Below are 23,541 nucleotides of genomic sequence, written 5' to 3' on the forward strand. Positions count from 1 at the left end.
TTTATCCGGCAGGGGCGCCCGCGGGCGCCTGTTTAAGTAAGGCTGCGGCTTCGCGCTTTTGCCGGCGCGCGAGGCGCACGGCGACAAACAGCGACCAGCCGAGGAACAGGATGGCGATCACGCCGCTCAGGGCGAAGACATCGTTAAAGGCGAGCACATTCGCCTCGCGCCGGCTGATCTGCGCCAGTTGCCCGACGCCCTGGGCGGCGCGCAGGGCCGGGTCGGTATTGACGCCCTGGTAGACCTGCTGCTGCAGGCGCAGGCGCTGCGCGACGACCGGATCGGCCGGATTGAGCTGGGCGTTGATCTCGGTCGAATGCACATGCTCGCGGTGCAGCTGGTAGGTGCTGAGCGCGGCGGCGCCGGTAAAGCCGCCCAGGCTTTGCGTCATCGCCAGCATGACGACGAAGGTCACCACGTGGTCGGCGCCGAATTTGAGCGCCTGCATGATGCCGATCATGATCATCGGTCCCATGAACATGCCCGCGCCCAGCGCCACCAGGAACTGGCTCACAAAAAAATCGTGCGGGCGATCGAGGCTGGTGCGGCCGTAATCGAGCCAGGCGGCCACGCCGAACAGCAGGATCGAGAACAGGATTTGCGGGATCACGGTCTTGGGGCTGAAGGTGATCGAACTGGCGACCATGCCGCAGATGGTGCCGGCCAGGATCACCGCGAACAGCGGCTGCATCTGGTCCGGCCCCATGCCGAGGGTGCGCAGCAGGCCGACCGCGCCGTAGGTCTGTTCGGAAGTCAGAAAGCGGATCAGGAAGGCGCCGATCATGAAGCGGATGGTCGGCCCCATCATCAGCCAGCGCGTCTGGATCAGGGGATTGGCGCGGTGGTGCTCGATGAAGAGGGCGATCGTCAACAGCAGCACGGCGGCGATCAGCAGCCAGGCCAGCCAGGGCGTGTCGAACCACCAGCGCGTGAAACCCTGGGCCAGCACGGCGACGATCATCGCCACCGCCGGGGCGACCAGCGCGAAGGTGACAAAGTCGAGCGGCTCGATCACCTTGATGTGGATCCCGGGCGGCAGCTTGAGCACCACCACGGCGGCCAGCGAACACAGGGCCAGGCCCGCTTCGAACAGGTACAGGTTGTGCCACTGGCCCATGTCGAGCAGGGCCGGCGACATCAGCCAGGCCAGCGGCGTGGCGATCTGCGCGATGCCCACCCCGAGCACCAGCATCTTGCCTGTATATTTTTTGGGCGCGGCCTGCAGCATGTAGAGCATGGCCAGGGTGCTGGTGGTGGCGGCGGCCAGGCCGCTGGCGGCGCGCACCAGGATCGCCATCTCGAAGCCGCCCACCAGCAGGTGCAGCAGGGTGACGAAGGCGTACAGCGACAGGCCGATCTCGGCGAACAGGCGCAGGCCGTACTGCTGGCGGAACTTGAACACCATCAGGTTCGAGGTGACGTTGACCATGATGTAGGCGGCCGGCAGCCAGGCCGCTTCGGCCGGGGTCAGGCCGAGGGTGCCCTGGATGGCCGGCAGGTTGGCCGACACCAGCGCGTTGCCCAGGCCGCCGGTAATGCCGACCAGCAGCGCCACGCAGGCGTAGGCAAAGCGGATGTGGGGCGGATGCCAGGGCATCGACGCCGAACCCGGCATGGTCGGTTTTTCGTGTTCTTCCCAGGCGGGAGTCGGTTTCAGGTACTGGGGCGCTGCTGCCATGCTGGCGGACTCCGGGCGACGGGCCGGCGATGTCGAGCGCATCGGCTCTGGGATTGATAGTGGGAAAATTATAAGATAAATTGCCCACGGCCGTAGCGCACCCGCGCTCAAGCGTGCGGACGAAAAAAAGCGCGTCCGAAGACGCGCTTTTTTCATCCGGTCTTAGCCGGGGTCTACGCCGCTTAAGCAGCCAGCCGCTTTTCGAGCGTGGCTTTGGTCTCCACCAATTCTTGTGGCAGGTGATAGGCCAGCTTCTCGAACAGCTCGTTGTGCAGCTTGAGCTCTTCGTTGAAGGCGTCCTTGTCGATCGAGGTGATGGTGTCGAACTGTTCCTGCGTGAAGTCGATGCCGTCCCAGTTCAGGTCGGCAAAATTCGGGGTGGTGCCGAACACGTTCTCGGTGCCGCCCGCCTTGCCTTCGATGCGTTCCAGCATCCACTTCAGCACGCGCATATTGTCGCCGAAGCCAGGCCAGACGAACTTGCCTTCGGCATCGGTACGGAACCAGTTCACGCAGTAGATCTTCGGCAGCGCGGCCGGGTTCATGGCGTCGATCTTCTTGCCCATGCTCAGCCAGTGCTGGAAGTAGTCGCTCATGTTGTAGCCGATGAACGGCAGCATCGCGAACGGATCGCGGCGCACGATGCCCATCTGGCCGGCAGCGGCGGCGGTGGTTTCGGAGCCCATGGTCGCGGCCATGTACACGCCTTCGACCCAGTTGCGCGCTTCGGTCACCAGCGGCACGGTGGTCGAACGGCGGCCGCCGAAGATGAAGGCCGAAATCGGCACGCCGGCCGGATCGTCCCAGGCGGCGTCGATGACCGGATTCTGGGTCGCCGCCACGGTGAAGCGCGCGTTCGGGTGCGCCGCCTTGGTGCCGGACGCCGGGGTCCAGTCCTTGCCCTGCCAGTCGATCAGGTGCGACGGCGCTTCCTTGGTCAGGCCTTCCCACCAGACGTCGCCATCGTCGGTCAGCGCGACGTTGGTGAAGATGGTGTTCTCGTTCATCGAGGCCATGCAGTTCGAGTTGGTGCGGGTGTTGGTGCCCGGCGCCACGCCGAAGTAGCCGGCTTCCGGATTGATCGCGTACAGGCGGCCGTCGGCGCCCGGCTTGATCCAGGCGATGTCGTCGCCGATGGTGGTCACTTTCCAGCCGCCGAAGCTCGCCGGCGGAATCAGCATGGCGAAGTTGGTCTTGCCGCAGGCCGACGGGAAGGCGGCCGCGACGTAGTGCTTCTTGCCTTCTGGCGATTCGACGCCGAGGATCAGCATGTGTTCGGCCAGCCAGCCGGTACCGCCGGCCTGGGCTTCCTGGTGACCCATGTTGGACGCGATGCGCAGGGCGAAGCACTTCTTGCCCAGCAGCGCGTTGCCGCCGTAGCCGGAACCGTAGGACCAGATTTCGCGCGTTTCAGGATAGTGAACGATGTACTTGGTCGGGTTGCACGGCCATGCCACGTCTTTCTGGCCGGCGGCCAGCGGTGCGCCGACAGTGTGTACGCAAGGGACGAACTCGCCGTCCGCGCCCAGCACGTCGTACACCGCCTTGCCCATGCGCGTCATGATGCGCATATTCACCGCCACGTAAGGCGAGTCGGACAGTTCGACGCCGATGTGGGCGATCGGGGAACCCAGCGGCCCCATCGAGAACGGCACCACGTACAGGGTGCGGCCGGCCATGCAGCCGTCGAACAGGCCGTTCAGGGTGGTGCGCATTTCCGCCGGGGCCATCCAGTTGTTGGTCGGGCCGGCCTGCTCCTTGGTTGCCGAGCAGATGTAGGTGCGGTCTTCCACACGGGCCACGTCGGTCGGATCCGAACATGCCAGGTAGGAATTCGGACGCTTTTCCGGATTCAGCTTTTTCATCGTGCCGGCGGCCACCATCTCGGCGCACAGGCGGTCGTACTCGTCTTGCGAGCCGTCGCACCAGTAGATGCGGGCCGGCTTCGTCAGGGCAGCAATTTCGCTGACCCAATTGATGAGCTTTTGATGTTTGATGTAAGCTGGGACGTTCAGTGTTGCAACGCCACCCATCACGGGCTGATTCATAGTACCTCCAATGCCAATAAGAATTCTTTCTTGTCCCGGCACGGCAGGATCGTCGTCAGCGTTTCGGCTTGCGCTCAAGAATCCATTCCCTAAGAAAGGTTCGGCGATACGGCGGTCATGTCGACAACCTCGATGAGGGCGAGGTTGGTGGAACGGTAGTGCGGGGACTTGCGGGGGGCAGGAAACAGGGCCACGCACGCGGACAAATCCCGAAATTAGGGGGCGATTGTACACCCGCTATTAGCGGTTTTAAATGCTAAAAGGCCAAAAATGTAGGAATAATAGTTGAGTAACGTAGTAGGCTATTTGGAATATTCCGTATCCTGTTATTTACCTACGAAGATTAATTTAACTTCTGCCATCTCCCATGAAAATAGCGATTCTCGACGATTACCAGGACGCGGTCCGCCAGCTCGATTGCTTCAAGCTGCTCGACGGCCACGATGTCAAAGTATTTAACAGTTCGGCCAAGGGCGCGGGCCAGTTGGGCATCCGCCTGGCGCCTTTCGAGGCGCTGGTGCTGATCCGCGAACGCACGGCGTTTCCGGCGGCCTTGCTGGAAAAACTGCCGAACCTCAAGCTCATTTCGCAGACCGGCAAGCTGGCCGGCCATGTGGATGTGGCCGCCGCCACGGCGCGCGGGGTGGCGATTGCCGAAGGAATCGGCTCGCCGGTGGCGCCGGCCGAGCTGACCTGGGCGCTGATCATGGCGGCCAGCCGCAAGATCGTGCCGTACGCAAATAACCTCAAAGAGGGACAGTGGCAGACGGCGTCGGTCAATCCCCTGCTCAACGGCCTCGGACGCACGCTCAAGGGCCGCACCCTGGCGATCTGGAGCTACGGCAAGATCGGGCGCATGATCGCCGGCTACGGCAAGGCCTTCGGGATGCAGGTACTGGTCTGGGGTGGCGAAGCGAGCCGCGCGGCGGCGCTGGCCGACGGCTTCGAGGCGGCCCCGAGCCGCGCAGCCCTGTTCGAACGCGCGGACGTGCTGAGCCTGCATTTGCGGCTGGCGGACGGCACGCGCGGCATCGTGACGGCCGAGGACCTGGCGCGCATGAAGCCGGATGCCCTGTTCGTCAATACCAGCCGCGCCGAGCTGGTGGCGCCGGACGCGCTGGAAGCGGCCCTGCGCCTGGGGCGCCCGGGCAATGCGGCGATCGACGTGTTCACCAGCGAACCGCTGGCGCCGGACGCGCCGCTGCTGCGCATGCCGACCGTGCTGGCGACGCCGCACATCGGCTACGTGGAAAAGGATAGTTACGAGCTGTATTTCCGGACCGCGTTCGACAATGTGCTGAACTTTGCGAACAGCACCCCGTCTAACATTCTGAACCCGGAAGTCCTGCGGAAGGAGGAAAGGGAAAGGGGTCAGACCCCGGTTTTTCCTTTAGGGGTCTGACCCCGGTGTTACCGAAGGCCAGGGGTCTGACCCCGGTGTTACCGCACTGCCGGTATTCCCCCTCGCTACGACGGCTCGCGCAGCTTGCGCTCGCCGGTAACATCGATCGGCGGCGCCGGCATGACGTGCGCGCGCGTCCACAGGCCGGCCCAGCCGGGAGGCCAGGCCAGTGCCGGGCCATCGTAGGCCGGCAGGCTGGCGCGCACCGGCACCACCGGCACGGGCGGCGCTTCCTGCAAGCCGCCGGCGCCGGGGCGCTCCATGTTCAGGCTGTACATATAGCCTGGCAGCAAGAGCTTGCACGCGCCGTCGAACCATGCGCTGTGGTCTTCGTCGCGGCCGAGCGCCTGCGCCAGGCCTTGCGGGTCGAAGCGCGCCAGCGCGGTGACCAGCTCGTCGGTGGTGGCGCCGGGCGAATCGCCCCAGCCCATCACCGGGTTGACGTTGTAGTCGGCGCCCGAGCCGTACCAGCCCTCGCGCCAGGGACGCTGCATCCAGTCGCGCTGGCCGGTGAACAAATGCCAGCGCCAGTGCAGGCCGGACGGCTTCGGCCAAGAGTAGAGATAGAGTTTTTCGTAGCCGGCCTGGTGCAATGCGCGCACCATCGCCATCAGGCGCGCGTGCGGCATGCGGTCGGGCGGGGCGCGCCGGAACAGGATCGCTTCGCCATCGGCGTGCTGCACGTCGTCGGTCGACAGGTTCAGGTCGAGCGTGCGCGCTTCGCTGCCGAAGCGCGCGGAGATCCAGCCGGTCAGCAGGTTGACGTGCGTGATGACGCCATAGCCACGATGGCGATGGAAAATGACGGTTCCGGGGGCAAGGGCTTTCATGGCTTTTTGAAGGACAAAAAAATGAGTGGACTCATGCGCAGTCGACGATTCTAACGCACCGGCAAGTTGCGCGTCCGGGATGGCGCATTTCGACATCGCCGACGCTACACGTTATCATACGGCACCTTCTTTTTACGAAATCCAGACCACTATGAGCTTGCGCATCATCGCCACCGGCGGCACCTTCGACAAACATTATGATGAACTGACCGGTAAGCTCGGCTTTGCGGAAAGCCATCTGCCCGCGGTACTGGCGCGCACGCGCATGACGGTGCCTGTCGAACTGGAGCAGCTTCCCCTGCTCGACTCGCTCGACATGCAGGACGCCGACCGCGCGCGCGTGCTGGCCAGTTGCCAGGCGGCGCCGGAAAAGGCGATCGTGATCGTGCACGGCACCGATACGATGCCGGAAACGGCGGCCGTACTGGGCGCCGCCGCGCTCGGCAAGAGCATTGTCTTGACTGGGGCAATGATTCCGTACGAGATTGCAAATTCGGATGCGCTGTTCAACCTCGGCTGCGCCAGCGCCGCCGCGCAGATCCTGCCGCCGGGGGTGTACGTGGCGATGAACGGGCAGATTTTTACCTGGGATAACGTGACCAAGAACCGCGCGGCCGGGGTGTTCCAGCCGCTGTAATCGTGCTGGCGGGGCGGGCCCCTGTGAGTAATGCCGCCAGGATAAGCTCTTTTGCCCCCGCGCCTTTGCTCCGCCATTCCCGCGCAGGCGGGAATGGCGGAGCTCAAGTGAGCGCCATCAGGCTCCTGTGAGCGATTACGCCTTCGCTTCCCCGCCCAGCGCTTCCACCACGTCGCTCATCATCTTGGCCAGTTCGCCGGTCATGAGCATCATGTCGTTGTCGAAGCGTTCTTCGTCGTTGCGCGTGCTGGTGTCGCTTTCCTTGATCACGTCGAGCGGCTTGATGCCCTTGATCGCCAGCGACTCGGTCAGCACGAAGGAAATCTTGTCGTCCCAGGTCATCGCCAGGCGCGTGCACTGCTTGCCTGCCGCGATGTGACGGCGGATATCTTCCACTTCCAGCGCATGCTTCACGTAACGCACGGCGGCCTTGCTTTCGCCGGTGGCGCGCAATTCGGTATCCTGGTCGATGGTGAAACCCACCGGCGCTTCGTCGGTTTCCAGCCAGGCCGTCATCACGGCTACCGGCGAGCGCTGCACGCGCAGGCTTTCCAGCGGCATGCGGTCGACCGCCTTGAGCAAGAGCTTGATGACTTCGTCGGCCTTGGCCGGGCTGGCGGCGTCGACCACCAGCCAGCCGTTGACCGGATCGATCCAGGTGAAGGTGTTGCTGCGGATGCTGAAGGCGCGCGGCAGCAATTCGTCGGCCACCCTTTCCTTGAGTTCCTTCATGGCTTTCTTGCCCGGCGCGAAGCCCTGGGCTTCTTCCAGCTCGGCCGCCTTGGCCTTGGCCACCTGGTTGATCACCGACGAGGGCAGCAGTTTCTTTTCGGTGCCCAGCAGGATCAGCATCTGCTTGTTGACGGTGTGAACCAGCATGCCGTTGTTGCGCGGCGAATCCCAGCCCTGGCGCAGCAATTCGTTACTGGTGGCCGGAACGAAACTCATGGGCGCCAGCGCCGCTTCGAGTTGCTCGGGAGTGAAGGCCCACGGTGCGGGAAGGCGGTAAATCTGAAGATTCTTGAACCACATTGTGCTTTACCTTGTTTGAGTCAGTATTTACAGCGGGGTGAAGCAGGAAGGCGCGCGACAGCGCTGCCACTTCCTGCGTAACGGCCTGCCCCGGAGGCAGGACTTGCGTCGTCCGCGACAAATCATCTGTGCGAAGGGAACGACATTTTACACGTCCGCATCGGCGAACAGGCTTAACTGTTCGAGGTTTTCGGCCTCGCCCAGGCGGACTCCGACGCCCAGCAAGCGCACTGGCTGCTTGCCGCGCGCATAGCCGGTTTCCATCAGTTTGGCGTATTGCCCCACATGTGGCGCGGTGCCAACACATTCCACGGTGGTCTGGTGAAAGTCGGAAAATTTGAGTTTGACGAATAACTTTTGCACGCTCTTCTGGGCGCCGGCGCGGGCGATGCGCGCGTTCAGGTTGTCGAACAGTTCCGGCAGCAGGGCGATGCAGGCCGGCAGGTCGGGCACGTCGGGGGTGTAGGTCTCCTCCACGCTGACCGATTTCCTTTCGCGTTCGTTGCACACGGCGCGGTTGTCGATGCCCCGGCACAAGTCGTGCAGGCGGGTGCCGAAGCTGCCGAAGTGGTGCTGCAGTTCGAGCATGGTCCAGTTGCGCAGGTCGGCGCAGGTCTGCGCGCCCAGCTTGTTGAGCTTGGCGGCGGTGACCTTGCCCACGCCGTGCAGTTTTTTGACCGGCAAGGCGGCCACGAAGGCGTCGACCTCGTCCGGGCGCACCAGGCACAGGCCGTCGGGCTTGTTCCAGTCGCTGGCGATCTTGGCCACGAACTTGTTGGGCGCCACGCCGGCCGAGGCGGTAATGCCGACCGTCGCGAAAATGCGCTTGCGGATTTCCTGCGCGATCAGGGTGGCGCTGCCCTTGCAGTGGGGCGAGTCGGAGACGTCGAGATAGGCTTCGTCGAGCGAGAGCGGTTCGATCAGGTCGGTGTAGTCGCCGTAGATCGCCAGGATCTGGCGCGAGGCGATGCGGTATTTTTCCATGGCCGGCGGGATCACCACCAGGTCCGGGCACAGCTTGAGGGCCTGGGCGGTGGCCATGGCGGAATGGATGCCGTAGCGCCGCGCTTCGTAGTTGCAGGTGGCCACCACGCCGCGCTGGTCCGGGCGGCCGCCGACGGCCAGCGGCACCTCGCGCAGGGCGGGATTGTCGCGCATCTCGACGGCGGCGTAGAAACAGTCGCAGTCGCAATGGATGATTTTTCGGGCTGGGGCGTTCACGCGGACGGGTGTGCCTTGTCAGGGCAACTACTGTAATTGCATACAGTATTCACTGAAATCCGAATTGTTGCAAGCAGGAAGGGAGTTGTCGGCTAAGCCAGGTGGCTGCGGATCACCGCCAGCGTGCTGTCGGCAAAATCGTCCACATGCACCTTGGCCGCGCGGTATTTCCAGCGCTTGATGTACCAATCCTGGAACATGGCCACGATATGGGCCGCCAGCAAGTCCGGCCGGCCATGCGGTGCTGGCTTCAGCTGGCCGATCATGTCGGCGATCTCGGACTGGATCGACAGTTCCGACTGCTTCGCCATGCCGCGCTGCTCGAAATTGAGGACGCGCGAATCCATGTACACGAAATAAAACCATGGCTGCAAGATTTCGGACAGGTAAATCGTCGCCCGCACCAGCGATTCGAGCCGCTCCAGCGGCGCTTGCACGTGCAGGAACATGCGCGGCAATTCCAGGCTCGCATGGCGCACCACGTCCTCGATCATTTCCGCCAGCTGATCCTTGCTGTCGATATAGCCGTACAGCCCGCCCATCGACAAGCCGGTCTCGCGGCACAGGTCGCGCAAGCTCATCGCGCGAAAGCCGACTTCGTTGGCCAGGCGGAACGTGGCGCCGAAGATTTTTTCCATGTTTTCCAGCGCCGGCTTGCGGCGCTTGACGCCGATCCGCTCGGCGTGGCGGTCGACGATGTAGGCCCAGATGGTGTCGCCGTTGAGCGGCGTCATCTTTTCGAACTGGGCGAAGTCAAAGCGGGTGGACACCGGCGTTCCCATAGTTGCGTCTACCGCTAGAGTTGGTTTCGAGAATGATTATAGCTCGTTAAAACCACAGATCAATTCAAAGGCCAAAAGAACCGCGCCGGATGCTGCACTGCGCGATGCTTTCCGCATACGCCGGTGCTACATTCAAAAAACCGAGCGCTCGCTCTAATTCGTTAAACAGCCTGAACAGGGGTGTTTGCCCGGTAGCCGGAGGAATGCCCAGCTTGAACTGCGCAACTCCGGTTTCCTTCGTCAACTTCACACAAAACCATCAATGGAGACAACAATGATGAATCGCTTTTGGAAGTGCCTGTCCGTTTTTCTTCTCGCCATCCTCGTCCTCCCGGCCCAGGCCCAGGCCGCGGGTTACACGCAAACCAAGTATCCCATCGTGCTGGTGCACGGCCTGTTCGGCTTCGAAAAGCTGGGGCCGGTCGAATACTTCTACGGCATCCCCTCGGCGCTGCGCAGCGGCGGGGCGAAAGTCTATACCGTCACCGTGTCGGGCGCCAACAGTACCGAAGTGCGCGGCGAACAATTGCTCTCGCAAGTGAAGCAGATCATGGCCGCCACCGGCGCCGCCAAGGTCAATCTGATCGGCCACAGCCATGGCGGACCGACCATCCGCTACGTCGCCTCGGTGGCGCCCAACCTGGTCGCTTCGGTCAGCTCGGTGGCCGGCGTGAACCGCGGCTCCAGGGTTGCCGACATCCTGACCGGCAACGCGCCCGAGGTGGGCAATGCGCTGGCCAACGCGGTGGCCGCGCTGATGGACTTCCTGACCGGCCGCTCCGGCCTGCCGCAGGATGGCGAGGCCGCGCTCAAATCGCTGACCACGGCCGGCGCGGCCGCCTTTAACAAGCGCCATCCGCAGGGCGTGCCGACCACCGCCTGCGGCGAAGGCGCCAACTATGTCAACGGCGTGTACTACTTCTCGTGGAGCGGGGCGCAGCCGTACACCAATGTGTTCGATGCGATCGACCCGTTCATGGCGCTGACCGGCGCCGCCTTCGGCGGCAAGAACGATGGCCTGGTCAGCAGCTGCTCGAGCCGGCTGGGACGCGTGATCCGCGACGACTACGCCATGAACCACCTCGATGAAGTGAACCAGTTCATCGGCATCGTGCACCTGTTCGAAACCAGTCCCGTGACCGTGTTCCGTCAACAGGCGAACCGCCTGCAGGCGCTCGGTCTGTAAGGAGGCTGCCATGACCGCACGCATGCACTGGAAAACATGGGGCGCCGGCGCGCTGGCGGCCGCGCTGGTGGCCGTCGCTTACCCGAGGCCCGAGGTGGCCGCCGTGGCGGCAGCGCCGCCGGCGGCGGCCGACCCGTTTGCGTTCGTGCGGTCGATGGAAGGCACCCGGCCCGATGGCGACGTGCGCCTGGACGCCGGCGGCCAGCTGGTGATCGACGCCGAACTGGGGCATCTGTTCGACTACTACCTGGCCGGGCTGGGCGAGAAGGATTTGCGCGCCATCCGCGCCGAGATCGAGCGCGAGCTGGAACGCCGCTTCGCGCCCGGACCGGCGGCGCAGGCCAAGCGCCTGCTGGGCAGCTATCTCGATTACAAGCGCGCGCTGGCCGATGCCGAAAAAACGCTGGCGCCGCAGGCCGACCTGGCCAGGGCGGCGCGCGCGCGGCTCGAACTCAAGCAGCGCCTGCGGCCGCAGTTTTTCAGCGCGGCCGAGGCGAGCGGGCTGTTCGGCGCCAGCGATGCGTACGACGCCGATACGCTGGCGCGCCTCGACATCGAGCAGGATGGCACGCTCACGCCGGTGCAGCGCGAAGAACGGATGGCGGCGCTGGACCGGCGCATGCCGGCCGCGCTGCGCGAAGAGCGCGAAGCGCCGACCAGGGTGATCCGGATGGAAGCGTCGGTGCAGAAGCTGCGCGAACAGGGCGCCGGCGACGACGAGGTGTACCGGCTGCGGGCGGCGGCGTTTTCGCCGGAAGCGGCCGGCCGTCTGGCCGAGCTCGATCGCGAAGAGGCGGCGTGGAAGGGGCGCATCAAGGCCTACCTGGCGCAGCGGGCCGAGGTGGGGACGGGCTCGGAAGCGCTGCAGCAGCAGGTGCGCGACCGGCATTTTTCGGCCGAGGAGCAGCGCCGCCTGGGCGCCTACGAGTAGGCGCAACAAGGAGACGAGCGGCAAGCCGGTCGTCCCCTTGTTTTCATGCGGCGGCCAGGCCGCCGCAGTCGCTTACATTACCACGACAGTTTCAGCGAGTACGTACCGCTGGTGGCGCCCGTGCCGCCGCTGTAGTACTTCACGCGTACATAGCGGATGGCGGTGGTGGTGCCGGTATTGGTGGTGCTCAGGCTGTCGGCCACGCCGGCGCCGTTTTCGCTCAGGGCGACCTGGGTGCTTGCGCTGTTGTAGGCATACAGGTCGTAGTCGGCGCTGCTGTTGTTGATGGTCAGCGCTGCCGTCAGGGTTTTACCCGCTGGCAGTTGCACGACGAAGAAGTCGGAATCGGTGCTCGAACCCATATTGCCATTGACGGTCGTGCCGCTGACCGTCACCGCATTCGCGCTCGTCGTACCGTTGTTGCTTTCCGTTTCGTTGATGGTGGTGCCGGCTGGCGGCGGCGTGGTGCCGCCGGTGACCGACTTCACCGCTGCCAGCGCATCGACGATCCCCGTGCCGCAGCTGTTGCAGGTGGCAGGGAAGGCGCGCGCGGTCGACTTCAGCTTGCTTTCGATTTCGTCCGGCGTCAGGGCCGAATTTTTCGACAGCATCAGCGCAGCGACACCGGCCACGTGCGGCGTTGCCATCGAGGTACCGGCGTAGTTGGCGTAGTTGTCCGCGCCAGGTGCGTTGGTGCCGGCGTTCAGGGTCGACAGGATCAGGCCGCCGGTGTCGCCGCCAGGCGCAGCCACGTCGATCAGGGTGCCGTAGTTGGAGTACGAAGCGCGGCCGCCGTCCTTGCGGGTTGCGGCGATCGCCACCACGCCCGAGCAGTTGGCCGGGCTCGAACCGCTCACGTTCACGTTGTCGTTACCCGCGGCGACAATCACCACGGTGCCGCGCGAACGGGCGCCGTTGATGGCGTTCTGGGTGGTGGTGTCGCAAGCGCCGCCGCCGCCGAGCGACATATTGATCACGCGCGCCTTGTTGGGATTGGCTGGCACGCCGGACACGGTGCCGCCCGATGCCCAGGTGATCGCATCGGCGATATCGGAGGTGTAACCGCCGCATTTGCCCAGCACGCGCAGCGGCAGGACCTTGGAATTGAACGCCACGCCGGCCACGCCGACGCCATTGTTGGTCTTGGCGGCGATGGTGCCTGCCACGTGGGTACCGTGCCAGCTCGAGTTCTGGTTCTGCAGCGGACGGCCGTTGCCGCACTCGCCGGCGACGACGGCGTCGCCCGGATCGCTGGCATCGCTGTCGCGGCCGTTGCCGTCGTTGGCGATCTTGGTGTCGGTGATGAAGTCGTAGCCGCCGACGAACTGGCCGGACAGGTCAGCGTGCGGACGGAAGCCGGTGTCGAGCACGGCGACGACGACGCCGGTGCCGGTCGCCAGGTCCCACGCCGCAGGCAGGCGCAGGCCGCCGGTGGTGTCGCCGTAGTGCCACTGCTCCGAGTAGCGCGGATCGTTCGGGGTGAACAGCGGATGCATGATGCGGTCCGGCTCGGCGTATTCGATGCTGCTGTCGCGCTCCATCAAGTCCTTGGCGATGGCAGCGACTTCCTGCACGTCCATCTTCTTGTCGAGCTTGAGAATCTGGGCGCCATTGGCGGTGGTGTGCAGGGCTTGCATGGTCAGGCCGAACTGCTGGCCCGAACGCTGGACGATCGCCAGGCGTTCCTTGCTCGGTGCGGCCATGATGGCGGCGCCCGGCACGACAGGGCCGGTCTGCTTGTACTTGACGATCATGCGGTCGGTGGTGGTCGCTGCCGGCTGGACCTTCGCGTTCGATTCGATATCGAGCACGCTGGCGTGGGCGAACACGGGACCGACCGTGATCACGGCGGCGGCGCAGAAGGTCAGAAAGGATGGGTACTTCGATTGCGAATGCTTCATTGTCGTTCCTTAAGTTTTCCGATGAACATTTTATAAAGGATAGGTGGCAGCGCTTAGCCGTCGCCTTCCCATTGTCTCCACGTTGTTCTGCAACGTAGCCCCGCCTTTTGTCAGCGAGCGTTGTACATTACTTTGATTCATGACGATTTTTGGAAATTTCCAACCGGATTCGGCGGTTTCGCAACACAAAAAGCCAAAAATTTTTCTGCGAGCAAAGTTAATTTGGCAAGTTTTGCTTTTTTCCAAATGCAAACTTGTTCATTTTTGTCTATTTCTGAACATTCGACTGTTAATTGTCTAAAAATGAACAGTTTTTGATAAGCAATGAACATTGCATCCCGGATGAAGGACGAGATCGGATGAATGATTTAGAACAATTTCCTGTGCTAACGTGAATATGCTGTAGACCGTCGGCATCTGCCAAAAGTTCAGGCAGGCCCATACAGGCGATGGCGGGGGTGGCGGTGGTGTTCAAGGAAGTGAGACGCTGTTGCGCCGTTCGACGCAAGCCGATGCGGCAGGGCTTTTTCTCCTATGAAGGAGGCGCCAATGGACGGTGAAAATTCCGACAGTCGGGGAGAAAGTCATCGGTACTTTTGGCGTCCAGTCTGACAGACTGCAACGATATTGGCTTACTTCCGCCCAATCCCCCATCTGACAGATGGGCACGCAATATTCCTACCAAAATCAGCAAACTCCGCAAATGTCCACATCGGTGCCAGGTCTGACTTTCGGACACGAGCTCATCCGACAGGGGCAACATGTCCACATCGGTGCCAGGTCTGACTTTCGGACACGAGCTCATCCGACTGTCCACATCGGTGCCAGGTCTGACTTTCGGACGCGAGCTCATCCGACAGGGGCAACATGTCCACTTCGGTGCCAGGTCTGACTTTTGTCCACTTCGGTGCCAGGTCTGACTTTTGGACACGAGCTCATCCCGTAGGCGCAAAATTCCCCTGGCCGGCACTGCGGTCGAGGTGTACGTCGGTTCAGGACTTTGCCAGGATGGCAGCTTCTGTCCACTTCGGTGCCAGGTCTGACTTTTGGACACGAGCTCATCCCGTAGGCGCAAAATTCCCCTGGCCGGCACTGCGGTCGAGGTGTACGTCGGTTCAGGACTTTGCCAGGATGGCAGCTTCTGTCCACTTCGGTGCCAGGTCTGACTTTTGGACACGAGCTCATCCCGTAGGCGCAAAATTCCCCTGGCCGGCACTGCGGTCGAGGTGTACGTCGGTTCAGGACTTTGCCAGGATGGCAGCTTCTGTCCACTTCGGTGCCAGGTCTGACTTTTGGACACGAGCTCATCCCGTAGGCGCAAAATTTCCCTGGCCGGCACTGCGGTCGAGGTGTACGTCGGTTCAGGACTTTGCCAGGATGGCAGCTTCGGATCGTAATGCGGCTTCGTAGCGGTGCACCGCCCGGCTGACGGTCTTGTACGACACGCCGAAATGTGCGCCGATCTGTTTCATCGTGAACGCAGTGCTGCGGAATGCACGCGCCATGGCCTCGTCGCGCTCCGGAAATTGACTTTGGAATTGCGTGAGAGACATTACAGAGATGCAACGCTGCAGCCTGACGATGTCGGAAGATGCACGGCTGGCGACAGCGTGAACCTCTTCCATCGACAGTGGCGTACCCAGAAGCAAGGCATGCCTGGCATCCTTAAGCGGACTATCCGCGCCAATCCCGCGTGCGACAAAGTCACGGTAGGCAGCCACCGCCGCGCCGGGCGTTGCAGCGAGTTGTCCCAGCAGCCATTGCGTGTCGAGCCAGGACGGCGCATGGACATGGTTCACCGTCCAGCGGTAGCTGCTCCATTCCCAATCCTGAGGCGAGGCGACAAGCCCCGCGCGAACCGGGTTGAGCACGATATAGCGCGCGACCTCCAGCAAATAGCTTTCTTTCTGTACCAGCAGGGCGTGATACCGGCCTTGAAACAAATGCCCGACAGTGCCGTGGCGCCGGTTGAAGCCGCGCGCATAGCTGCCGTTGAGCTGCCCCATGAACGCCGACAGCCTGGCATCGATGGTTTCGATGAGCAAATGAAAATGATTTCCCATCTGACAGTAAGCATGCACGACGCTGTTGTTGCGTGCGCACGCATCACGCAGTACACCTAGCCAGGCGCGGCGGTCAGCGTGATCCAGGAAGATCGGATGGCGACGATTTCCACGTGCGGTAACGTGGTATAGCGCCCCGGGGAATTCGAGTCTGAGCGGTCTGGTCATCGAGCGACTCTAGCAACAGTTTTTCGCTCGCTGCTTGAGCACACGCAGCATCTAGCCACATTGCGATGATCAGGACGGATTTAATGGATGAGTGCGTGTCCGATTGTCAGACCTGGCACCGAAGTGGACATTAATGGATGAGTCCGTGTCCGATTGTCAGACCTGGCACCGAAGTGGACATTAATGGATGAGTCCGTGTCCGATTGTCAGACCTGGCACCGAAGTGGACACGGACGAAAAAAAAGCCGCGATCGCGCGCGGCTTTTTGTCCTGCCCAGGCAGCTTAGAAGTTGCCCTTGAACTGAACACCCCACAGGCGCGGCTCGTTGGTGAAACCGGTCAGGTTGTTGAAGTCGATACCGCCGACAATCCTTTCGGTGCCGGTAATATTGCGGCCGTAGGCGGCCACTTCGTACTTGCCGCTATCCCAGGTGTAACCGACGCGCAAACCACCTTCGACCAGCGGCTTGCCCGTGAATTCCTTCGCTTCGTACAGGAAGAAATTGATCTTGCTGCGGTATGCCCAGTCGGTGAAGACGAACAGTTGCCCTTCGCCCAGGTCCATCGAGTAACGCGCGGTGGCGTTGAGGATCCACTTCGGGGCCTGCGGCAATGGATTGCCGTCGATGACGACGCGTCCGGCGGCATTGAGCGGATCGGTAATCGTGCACTGCGCGCACTTGTTGACCGAGATGCTGCCGTCGCGGATTTCGGTGAAGTTGTAGCTGCCGCCCGCCGAGACCTTGAAGTTGCTGGTGACGAAACCTTCAAAGTCCAGCTCGGCGCCACGGCCGTTGGTCTTGGCCGCGTTGATCAGGCGGTTGACGTTGGAGTTGCCGCCGACCACGGTCAGCTGCTGGTTCTTGACCTCGTAGTCGTACACGCTGAAAGCCACGCGCGCGCGGCGGTTCCACAGGTCGGCCTTGACGCCGGCTTCGACCGAGGTGATGGTTTCGGCATCGGCCACGGTGATCGGCACCGAGGCCGATGCCGCCGCGATACTCGGCGCGCGGAAACCGGTCGCGACGCGCGCGTAGACGTTGACATCCTTGTTCAGCTTGTAGGTACCGCTCAGGTCCCAGTTGGCCTTGTTGCTGCTCTCGCCCACCGAACCCGGGCCGATCTGCACCACGTTCCACGCCGAGACGGTGTTGAAATCCTTCTTGTCGTTGGTGTAGCGCAGGCCGCCGCGCAGGTTGAAGGCATCGCTGATGACGTAGTTGACCGAACCGAACGCCGCCCAGGCGGTATTCTTCTGGTGGCTGACCAGGCGCGAGGTGTGCGCGCCGGTGGCGCTGTTGTAGTTGTCGGTGGAGCCGGTGGCGTCTTCGTTGAAGTAGTACAGGCCAGCCTGCCAGTTCATCGGGCCGCTGTTTTTCGATTCGACACGCAGTTCCTGGCTGTATTGCTTGACGTCGCCGATGCCGCCGGCGGTTTCGACCTGGAACGGGATCACGCCCGGACCGGCCGGCACGCCGCCGTCGATGTCGCCGCGGCTCAGGTAGTGGTCCACGCCTTCGTAACCGGTGATCGAGTACAGCTTGAGCGCGCCCAGGTCCCACGACAGGCGCACGTTGGCGCCGTTGGTGCGCAGGGCCTGGAAGTTCAGGCCGTTGTTGGCGATCTTGGCGGCGTCGAAACCGTCGACCAGGTCGTTCGTGCCCTTCTTGATGATATTCGCGCGGAACAGACGCGAGCTGCCCGTGGTCGAACGCTGGTGCACATTGAACAGGGCGTTGAAGGTCGTGTTCGGCTTGTACAGCACTTGCAGGCGTTCGGCGTGCTCGTTGTAGCCTTCCAGCGCGTCTTCCTGCTTGGTAAAAGTGTTGTCGACGAAATCGTCGCGGTGCTGGCGCAGGGTCGAGAAGCGCGCCGCCCATTCTTTGCTCAGCGGAATATTCACGGCGCCGTCGACGTTGACCGTGTTATGGGTCGCCACCGACGCGTTGTAGTAGCCGCCAAAGCTGTCGAGCTTCGGCTTCTCGGATTCGAACTTGACCACGCCGGCCGGGGTGTTGCGGCCGAACAGGGTGCCCTGCGGGCCGCGCAGCACTTCCACGCCGGCCAGGTCGAAGATCGGGTAGCCTTTCAGGATCGGGTTCTCCTGCACCACGTCGTCGTAGATCAGCGAGACCGGCTGCGAGGCGAAGGTATTGAAGTCGGTATTGCCGTAGCCGCGCACGTAAAAGCGCGGGAAGGTGCGGCCGTTCGACGATTCCACGTTCAGGCTCGGCACTTTGCCGGCCAGCACGCGGATGTCCTGGCCGCCGGAGACGAGCACGTCGAGCTTCTCATCCTTGAGCAGGGTGACGGAGACCGGCACTTCCTTGATGTTCTCGGTACGGCGCTGGGCGGTCACGGTCACGGTTTGCAGTTCCGGAGCAGCCTGCGCCTGGACTTGCGCCTGGGCCATGGCCGACGCGACCGGCAGCAGTGCCGTCAGGGCCAGCACGGCGCCGTGCGCGCCGATAACGCGCTTGTGCATCTTGGACATCTTGATCATTCGAGTTCCCTGGAAAAAGTTGATGAAGCGTACGACGAAAGAATTCCTGTCTCCTGCTCTACTCTTTTTCTGGACGTACTCGCATGCTGCCAACGCGCGGCGATGAACGCCGTCGGCACCGCATCTTGTCGATGTCTGTGTTGCCGACCTTATATGGCCGGTATTTTCAGCGATCACCGCTGTGAATGGCAAGGAAGTTCATTCGCCGCGTGATCTTCACGCAACATTTTTTGCAATAAACCACTGTTTACTGGCGTCGTCGGCGGGGAAAAAGGATTCGAGGCGCAATTCGTGCACCGTGACATCGTGCGGCGTGCCCATCGTGGTGATCGTCGTGAACAGGTTCAGTTCGACGCCGTCCTTGCGGATGGTGAGCGGCAGAAACGGCAGCGCGCGCCTGTCGAGATTGGGCGCGTGGCTTGCCGCGCCGATGGCGTCGATGCCGGGCAGTGCCGCCAGTTCGGCCAGCAGGGCCGTCGCTTCGCTGCAAGGACCGTCGCCCATGGCTTCGCGCTGGATCCAGTGCAGGGCGTCGGCGCAGACGGCGTCCCCGTTGACGAGGTACCGGCGCAGGCCGTCCGGGTCGAGCATGAGCTTGAGGACGTTGAGGGCCCCGTTGCCGGGAATCGGCTGGCCGGCGGGCAGGTCGAGCAGCCAGCCGAACAGGCGGGCCGCGGGCGCGTTATGGAGTTGCAGCTTCCACAGGCGGTCGACCACCAGCGCGGGGTATGGCGCCTGCTGGGCCAGCATGAAGTCGAGCGCCTGGCGCACGGCGGCCAGTTCGGGGTCGGACAGGGTGCGCTCCTGGTAGGCCGGCGCGAAACCGGCGGCCAGCAGCATGATGTTGCGCTGCCTGAGCGGCACGTCGAGCGCCACGCCGAGCTTGAGGATCAGTTCCCTGCTGGGCTGGGCGCGCCCGCTTTCGAGGAAGCTGATGTGGCGCTGCGACACCGCGCTGACCGTGGACAGATGCAGCTGGCTGTAGCCGCGCTTGGCGCGCCAGTAGCGCAGCGCGGCGCCAAAGTCGCCGAAGTACGCGCGCGCGTGAGTCGATGGGCTGGCTGTGGTCATGGTGTTTTCCTGTCGATTCCCGTTGGCGGCGCGGCCGGCGCCGGAGCGGCCCCGATACAGCGCTGCAGATCCGCATTCACCCGCTTGCCTGGCTTGACCCGATTCTCGCGCGCCCCCGCAGGCCTGGCGATTACCTCCCGGGTAATCGATCCGCGCCCGGCTCGATCAATATCGCGCGCAAGTCGTTGACGTTGGTGCGGGTCGGCCCGGTCACCACCAGGTCGCCCAGCGCGGCGAAAAAGCCGTAGCCGTCGTTGTCCCGCAGCCGCGCACCCGCATCGACGCCGGCCAGCGCGGCGCGCGCCAGCGAGGCCGGATCGAGCAGCGCGCCGGCGTTGTCCTCGGTGCCGTCGATGCCGTCGGTATCGCAGGCGATCGCATGCACGCCGTCCATGCCCTTGAGGGCGACGGCCAGCGCCAGCAGGAATTCGGCATTGCGCCCGCCCCGCCCCTGGCCGCGCACGGTGACCGTGGTTTCGCCGCCCGACAGGATCACGCAAGGCGCGGCCACCGGCTGCCCGTACGCCGCCACCTGGCGCGCGATGCCCGCGTGGACGATGGCCACCTCGCGCGCCTCGCCCTCCATGCACCCGCTCAGGATCAGCGGCGCATAGCCGGCCGCGCGCGCGGCGGCGGCGGCGGCATCGAGCGCATGCTGGGCGCTGGCGATGACCACCGCGCGGTTGCCGGCGAGGCGCGCATCGCCTGGCGCCGGCGCGGCCAGCGTTGCATCTTCCAGCACCGCGCGCACCGCCGGCGAGACCGCGATGCCGTAGTTGGCGAGCAGCGCCAGCGCATCGGCCGCGCGGCTGCCGTCGGGGATGGTCGGCCCGGACGCCACCACCGCCGGATCGTCGCCCGGCACGTCGGACACCACCAGGGTCAGCACGCGCGCCGGATGGCAGGCCAGCGCCAGGCGCCCGCCCTTGATCGCCGACAGGTGGCGCCGCACGCAATTGATCTCGCCGATCGGCGCGCCGCTGGCCAGCAGGCGGCGCGTCAGTTCGCGCTTGTCGTCCAGGGTGATGCCGGGCGCCGGCAGCGACAGCAGCGCCGAACCGCCGCCGGACATCAGGCACAGCACCAGGTCGTCCTCGCGCAAGCCGCGCACCAGCGCCAGCATGCGCTGCGCCGCCGTGGTGCTGGCCTCGTCCGGCACCGGATGACCCGCCTCGATCACCTCGATCCGCCGGGTCGGCGCGCCATGGCCGTAGCGCGTGGCCACCAGGCCTGTCAGCTCGCCCTGCCAGTGCCGCTCGACCGCCTGCGCCATGCGCGCGGCCGCCTTGCCGGCGCCGATGACGATGGTGCGTCCCTTCGGCGGCGGCGGCAGGTGCGGCGCCAGCACGGCCAGCGGGTCGACCGCCGCCAGCGCGCTGTGGAATAGTTGCATAAGCAGCTCGTGCGGCCGGCTGCGCTGCGATCTGTCAGGGTTCATCGCGGTTCTCGGTCTGTGGGTGGCAAGGGCGGCGCGAAAGAGCTATCTTTTTTGACGCCGTCTGGCCTATGATATTGACACAAAAATATCTATCAGGAGTATTCGTGCCAACCCAGATCCCCGCCATTCTCACCGCACTGACGATCGCCATGAGCAGCACCCTTCCCGCCTTTGCCGCCGACAGCGCGGCGCCGCCCGTGGCAGCGACCGCCGCGTGGCAGGAGACGCGCCACGGCGACGTCGTCACCGACGACTACCGCTGGCTGCAAAAGAAGGACGACCCCAAGGTCATCGCTTACCTGAACGCCGAAAACGCCTACACCGAAGCGGTGACGGCCGATATCGCGCCGCTGGCCGACAAGCTGTTCGCCGAGGTCAAGGGCCGCATGCAGGAAGTGGACCTGTCGGTGCCGGCGCGGATCGGCAACTACTACTATTACACCCGCTTCGAAGCGGGCAAGCAGTACCCGATCAATTGCCGCCGCCCGGCCGGGGCCAGGCTGGCCTATGACGACAAGGCGCCCGAGGAAATCCTGTTGAACCAGAACGAGATGGCCGAAGGCCACAAGTTCTTCGCCGTCGCCGGCACCTTCGTCAGCCCCGACGGCGCGCTGATGGTGTACCTCACCGATACCACCGGTTTCCGCCAGTTCGAACTGCACGTCAAGGACCTCAGAACCGGCAAGCTGCTGCCTGACAGCGCGCCGCGCGTGACCTCGGTGGCCTGGGCGCTGGACAACAAGACCATCTTCTTCGTGCAGGAAGACGCCACCACCAAGCGCTCGGACCGCCTGTTCCGCATGACGCTCGGCAGCGCCCCGGTCGAGGTGTACCACGAGCCGGTCGAGCAGTTCAGCGTACAGGTGGAAACCTCGCGCGACGGCAAGTTCATCATGCTCGACATGGGTGCGACCGACACCAGCGAAACGCGCCTGCTGGCGGCCGACAAGCCGCTGGGCGCCTTCCGCACGGTGCTGGGACGCGAAAAAGGCCACCGCTACGGGGTCGAACACCGCAACGGCGAGTTGTTCATCACGACCAACAAGGATGCCAGGAACTTCCGCCTGGTGCGCGCGCCGCTGGCCACCCCGGGCCCCGCACACTGGAAGGAGCTGGTCAGGCACGACAAGGCGGTCATGGTGCGCGAAGTCGACGCCTTCCGCGACTTTCTGGTGGTGATGGAAAAATCGAATGCGCTCAACCGCGCGCGCATCTACAACTTCAAGAACAAATCGTGGAAGACGGTGCAATTCGACGATCCGGTCTACATGGCCACGCGCATGCGCACGCCCGCCTACGACGCCACCAGCTACCGCATGGCGTACCAGTCGCCGGTGACGCCGTCGACGGTGCTCGACGTCGACATGGCCAGCGGCGCGCGCACGGTCCTCAAGCGCGTCGAGGTGGTGGGCGGCTACGATGCGAGCCGCTTCGAAAGCCGCCGCCTGTGGGTGACCGCGCGCGACGGCGCCAGGGTGCCGCTGTCGGCGGTCTACAAGAAGGGCGTGAAGTTCGACGGCAGCGCGCCGATGCTGCTCACGTCCTACGGTTCCTACGGGATTCCGACGGAAGCGAATTTCTCGATCGGGCGTCTGAGCCTGCTGGAACGCGGCGTGATCGTGGTGCAGGCGCACATCCGCGGCGGCACCGACATGGGCCAGGCCTGGCATGACGACGGCATGCTGATGAAAAAGAAGAACACCTTCTACGACTTCATCGACGCGGCCGACTTCCTGGTCAAGGAAAAGTGGACCAGCCCGAATCGCCTGGTGATCCAGGGCGGCAGCGCCGGCGGCCTGCTGATGGGCGCCGTGGTCAACCTGCGTCCGGAGCTGTTCCGCGGCGTGCACGCGGCCGTGCCGTTCGTGGACGTGATGAATACCATGATGGACGCCACCCTGCCCCTGACCACCGGCGAGTACCTCGAATGGGGCAACCCGACCGAGAAGGCGGCCTACGACTACATGCGCAGCTATTCGCCGTACGATAACATCGAGCGCAAGGCCTATCCGGCGATGCTGGTGACCACGGGCCTGAACGACAGCCAGGTGATGTACTGGGAGCCCGCCAAGTACGTCGCCAAGCTGCGCGCGCACAAGACCGACAGCAACCAGCTGCTGCTCAAGACGAACATGGGCGCCGGCCACGGTGGCGCCTCGGGGCGTTACAACGCGGTCAAGGAAGGCGCCTTCAACATGGCGTGGATGCTGTCGCAGTGGGGCATCAAGGAGTAATCGGCGGACCGGGCGCGCGCGGGATGTTTGCGGGATTTTTCACTTTTTTCGCAAAAACCCTTGCGCACTTCCCGAACTCTGGATATGATTCGTGCCTCTTCAGACGTGGTGACAAACGTCGGATGCAGTCTCTGAGGTAAGCGAAGTTTTCGGGTGCTTAGCTCAGTTGGTAGAGCAGCGCCCTTACAAGGCGCGGGTCGGGAGTTCGAGCCTCTCAGCACCCACCACCATCAGAGACGGTGCATCATGATCAGCAGTACCGATCAGAGTAACACGGAGTGGTAGTTCAGTTGGTTAGCATACCGGCCTGTCACGTCGGGGGTCGCGGGTTCGAGTCCCGTCCGCTCCGCCAGCATCAAGAAAGGGCCCGATTCGTCGGGCCCTTTTTCTATTCCCCCTTTGGTTTTGCCTTCATC

16 protein-coding genes and 2 tRNA genes are annotated in these 23,541 nt (G+C 63.8%); 7 read left to right on the forward strand and 11 right to left on the reverse strand.

The window, feature by feature from the left end; all coding sequences use genetic code 11:
• Window position 1 precedes the first annotated feature (1 nt).
• Both EJB06_RS14565 and EJB06_RS14570 read right to left on the reverse strand, forming a co-directional pair.
• Window positions 2-1,678 (reverse strand): MFS transporter, encoded by a 1,677-nt coding sequence (locus EJB06_RS14565; protein ID WP_229427088.1) that lies wholly within the window; start codon window positions 1,676-1,678, stop codon window positions 2-4.
• Between the two features lie 182 nt (window positions 1,679-1,860).
• Window positions 1,861-3,726 (reverse strand): phosphoenolpyruvate carboxykinase (GTP), encoded by a 1,866-nt coding sequence (locus EJB06_RS14570; RefSeq protein ID WP_126074762.1) that lies wholly within the window; start codon window positions 3,724-3,726, stop codon window positions 1,861-1,863.
• Window positions 3,727-4,093: 367 nt separating this feature from the next.
• Between EJB06_RS14570 and EJB06_RS14575 the strand changes: the two genes are divergently transcribed.
• On the forward strand, window positions 4,094-5,128 hold the full coding sequence (locus tag EJB06_RS14575; protein ID WP_126074763.1) for a D-2-hydroxyacid dehydrogenase family protein: 1,035 nt from the start codon (window positions 4,094-4,096) through the stop codon (window positions 5,126-5,128).
• A gap of 65 nt (window positions 5,129-5,193) precedes the next feature.
• Here the strand turns inward: EJB06_RS14575 and EJB06_RS14580 are convergent, their stop codons facing one another.
• Entirely contained in the window at window positions 5,194-5,958 is a 765-nt protein-coding gene (locus EJB06_RS14580) for an L-asparaginase (RefSeq protein WP_126074764.1), read from the reverse strand.
• Between the two features lie 151 nt (window positions 5,959-6,109).
• Here EJB06_RS14580 and EJB06_RS14585 point away from each other — a divergent pair, with 151 nt between their 5' ends.
• Entirely contained in the window at window positions 6,110-6,595 is a 486-nt protein-coding gene (locus EJB06_RS14585; RefSeq protein WP_126074765.1) for an asparaginase domain-containing protein, read from the forward strand.
• Window positions 6,596-6,730: 135 nt separating this feature from the next.
• Here EJB06_RS14585 and EJB06_RS14590 read toward each other — a convergent pair whose 3' ends face one another.
• The 3 genes from EJB06_RS14590 to EJB06_RS14600 form a co-directional block, all read right to left on the reverse strand.
• A complete protein-coding gene (locus tag EJB06_RS14590) occupies window positions 6,731-7,627 on the reverse strand; it encodes a recombination-associated protein RdgC (protein WP_126074766.1) in 897 nt (298 codons plus the stop codon).
• Between the two features lie 147 nt (window positions 7,628-7,774).
• The gene (gene dinB / locus EJB06_RS14595) at window positions 7,775-8,848 is read right to left on the reverse strand and encodes a DNA polymerase IV (protein WP_126074767.1); all 1,074 of its coding nucleotides are present in this window, start codon (window positions 8,846-8,848) and stop codon (window positions 7,775-7,777) included.
• 92 nt (window positions 8,849-8,940) lie between these two features.
• The gene (locus EJB06_RS14600) at window positions 8,941-9,618 is read right to left on the reverse strand and encodes a TetR/AcrR family transcriptional regulator (protein ID WP_229427089.1); all 678 of its coding nucleotides are present in this window, start codon (window positions 9,616-9,618) and stop codon (window positions 8,941-8,943) included.
• Between the two features lie 286 nt (window positions 9,619-9,904).
• Between EJB06_RS14600 and EJB06_RS14605 the strand changes: the two genes are divergently transcribed.
• A complete protein-coding gene (locus EJB06_RS14605) occupies window positions 9,905-10,816 on the forward strand; it encodes a lipase family alpha/beta hydrolase (protein WP_126074768.1) in 912 nt (303 codons plus the stop codon).
• 10 nt (window positions 10,817-10,826) lie between these two features.
• Window positions 10,827-11,747, forward strand: coding sequence for a lipase secretion chaperone (locus EJB06_RS14610; protein ID WP_229427090.1), 921 nt, complete (start codon window positions 10,827-10,829; stop codon window positions 11,745-11,747).
• A gap of 77 nt (window positions 11,748-11,824) precedes the next feature.
• Here the strand turns inward: EJB06_RS14610 and EJB06_RS14615 are convergent, their stop codons facing one another.
• The 5 genes from EJB06_RS14615 to EJB06_RS14635 all read right to left on the reverse strand — a co-directional run bounded on the left by EJB06_RS14615 (window position 11,825) and on the right by EJB06_RS14635 (window position 20,891).
• Window positions 11,825-13,648 (reverse strand): S8 family serine peptidase, encoded by a 1,824-nt coding sequence (locus EJB06_RS14615; RefSeq protein WP_126074769.1) that lies wholly within the window; start codon window positions 13,646-13,648, stop codon window positions 11,825-11,827.
• A 1,361-nt stretch (window positions 13,649-15,009) separates the two neighbouring features.
• On the reverse strand, window positions 15,010-15,879 hold the full coding sequence (locus tag EJB06_RS14620) for an REP-associated tyrosine transposase (protein ID WP_126074770.1): 870 nt from the start codon (window positions 15,877-15,879) through the stop codon (window positions 15,010-15,012).
• A gap of 283 nt (window positions 15,880-16,162) precedes the next feature.
• Window positions 16,163-18,382, reverse strand: a complete 2,220-nt coding sequence (locus tag EJB06_RS14625) for a TonB-dependent receptor (RefSeq protein ID WP_126074771.1) — start codon at window positions 18,380-18,382, stop codon at window positions 16,163-16,165.
• Window positions 18,383-18,598: 216 nt separating this feature from the next.
• On the reverse strand, window positions 18,599-19,453 hold the full coding sequence (locus tag EJB06_RS14630; RefSeq protein WP_126074772.1) for a helix-turn-helix domain-containing protein: 855 nt from the start codon (window positions 19,451-19,453) through the stop codon (window positions 18,599-18,601).
• 130 nt (window positions 19,454-19,583) lie between these two features.
• On the reverse strand, window positions 19,584-20,891 hold the full coding sequence (locus EJB06_RS14635; protein ID WP_126074773.1) for a glycerate kinase type-2 family protein: 1,308 nt from the start codon (window positions 20,889-20,891) through the stop codon (window positions 19,584-19,586).
• Window positions 20,892-20,995: 104 nt separating this feature from the next.
• Here EJB06_RS14635 and EJB06_RS14640 point away from each other — a divergent pair, with 104 nt between their 5' ends.
• From EJB06_RS14640 to EJB06_RS14650, 3 genes are all read left to right on the forward strand, one after another.
• Window positions 20,996-23,125 (forward strand): S9 family peptidase, encoded by a 2,130-nt coding sequence (locus tag EJB06_RS14640; protein WP_229427091.1) that lies wholly within the window; start codon window positions 20,996-20,998, stop codon window positions 23,123-23,125.
• Between the two features lie 151 nt (window positions 23,126-23,276).
• A tRNA-Val gene (locus EJB06_RS14645) sits at window positions 23,277-23,352 on the forward strand.
• A 48-nt stretch (window positions 23,353-23,400) separates the two neighbouring features.
• A tRNA-Asp gene (locus EJB06_RS14650) sits at window positions 23,401-23,477 on the forward strand.
• The last annotated feature ends 64 nt before the right edge of the window (window positions 23,478-23,541 follow it).

Source organism: Massilia atriviolacea, from assembly GCF_003953935.1.
In the GTDB taxonomy this organism is placed as follows: domain Bacteria; phylum Pseudomonadota; class Gammaproteobacteria; order Burkholderiales; family Burkholderiaceae_D; genus Telluria_A; species Telluria_A atriviolacea.

Excerpts from the sequence above, each read along its gene's own strand:
- EJB06_RS14565 (WP_229427088.1), bottom strand. The coding sequence starts at position 1,678 with ATGGCAGCAGCGCCCCAGTACCTGAAACCGACTCCCGCCTGGGAAGAA.
- EJB06_RS14570 (WP_126074762.1), bottom strand. The coding sequence starts at position 3,726 with ATGAATCAGCCCGTGATGGGTGGCGTTGCAACACTGAACGTCCCAGCT.
- EJB06_RS14575 (WP_126074763.1), top strand. The coding sequence starts at position 4,094 with ATGAAAATAGCGATTCTCGACGATTACCAGGACGCGGTCCGCCAGCTC.
- EJB06_RS14580 (WP_126074764.1), bottom strand. The coding sequence starts at position 5,958 with ATGAAAGCCCTTGCCCCCGGAACCGTCATTTTCCATCGCCATCGTGGC.
- EJB06_RS14585 (WP_126074765.1), top strand. The coding sequence starts at position 6,110 with ATGAGCTTGCGCATCATCGCCACCGGCGGCACCTTCGACAAACATTAT.
- EJB06_RS14590 (WP_126074766.1), bottom strand. The coding sequence starts at position 7,627 with ATGTGGTTCAAGAATCTTCAGATTTACCGCCTTCCCGCACCGTGGGCC.
- EJB06_RS14605 (WP_126074768.1), top strand. The coding sequence starts at position 9,905 with ATGATGAATCGCTTTTGGAAGTGCCTGTCCGTTTTTCTTCTCGCCATC.
- EJB06_RS14610 (WP_229427090.1), top strand. The coding sequence starts at position 10,827 with ATGACCGCACGCATGCACTGGAAAACATGGGGCGCCGGCGCGCTGGCG.
- EJB06_RS14615 (WP_126074769.1), bottom strand. The coding sequence starts at position 13,648 with ATGAAGCATTCGCAATCGAAGTACCCATCCTTTCTGACCTTCTGCGCC.
- EJB06_RS14620 (WP_126074770.1), bottom strand. The coding sequence starts at position 15,879 with ATGACCAGACCGCTCAGACTCGAATTCCCCGGGGCGCTATACCACGTT.
- EJB06_RS14625 (WP_126074771.1), bottom strand. The coding sequence starts at position 18,382 with ATGATCAAGATGTCCAAGATGCACAAGCGCGTTATCGGCGCGCACGGC.
- EJB06_RS14630 (WP_126074772.1), bottom strand. The coding sequence starts at position 19,453 with ATGACCACAGCCAGCCCATCGACTCACGCGCGCGCGTACTTCGGCGAC.
- EJB06_RS14635 (WP_126074773.1), bottom strand. The coding sequence starts at position 20,891 with ATGAACCCTGACAGATCGCAGCGCAGCCGGCCGCACGAGCTGCTTATG.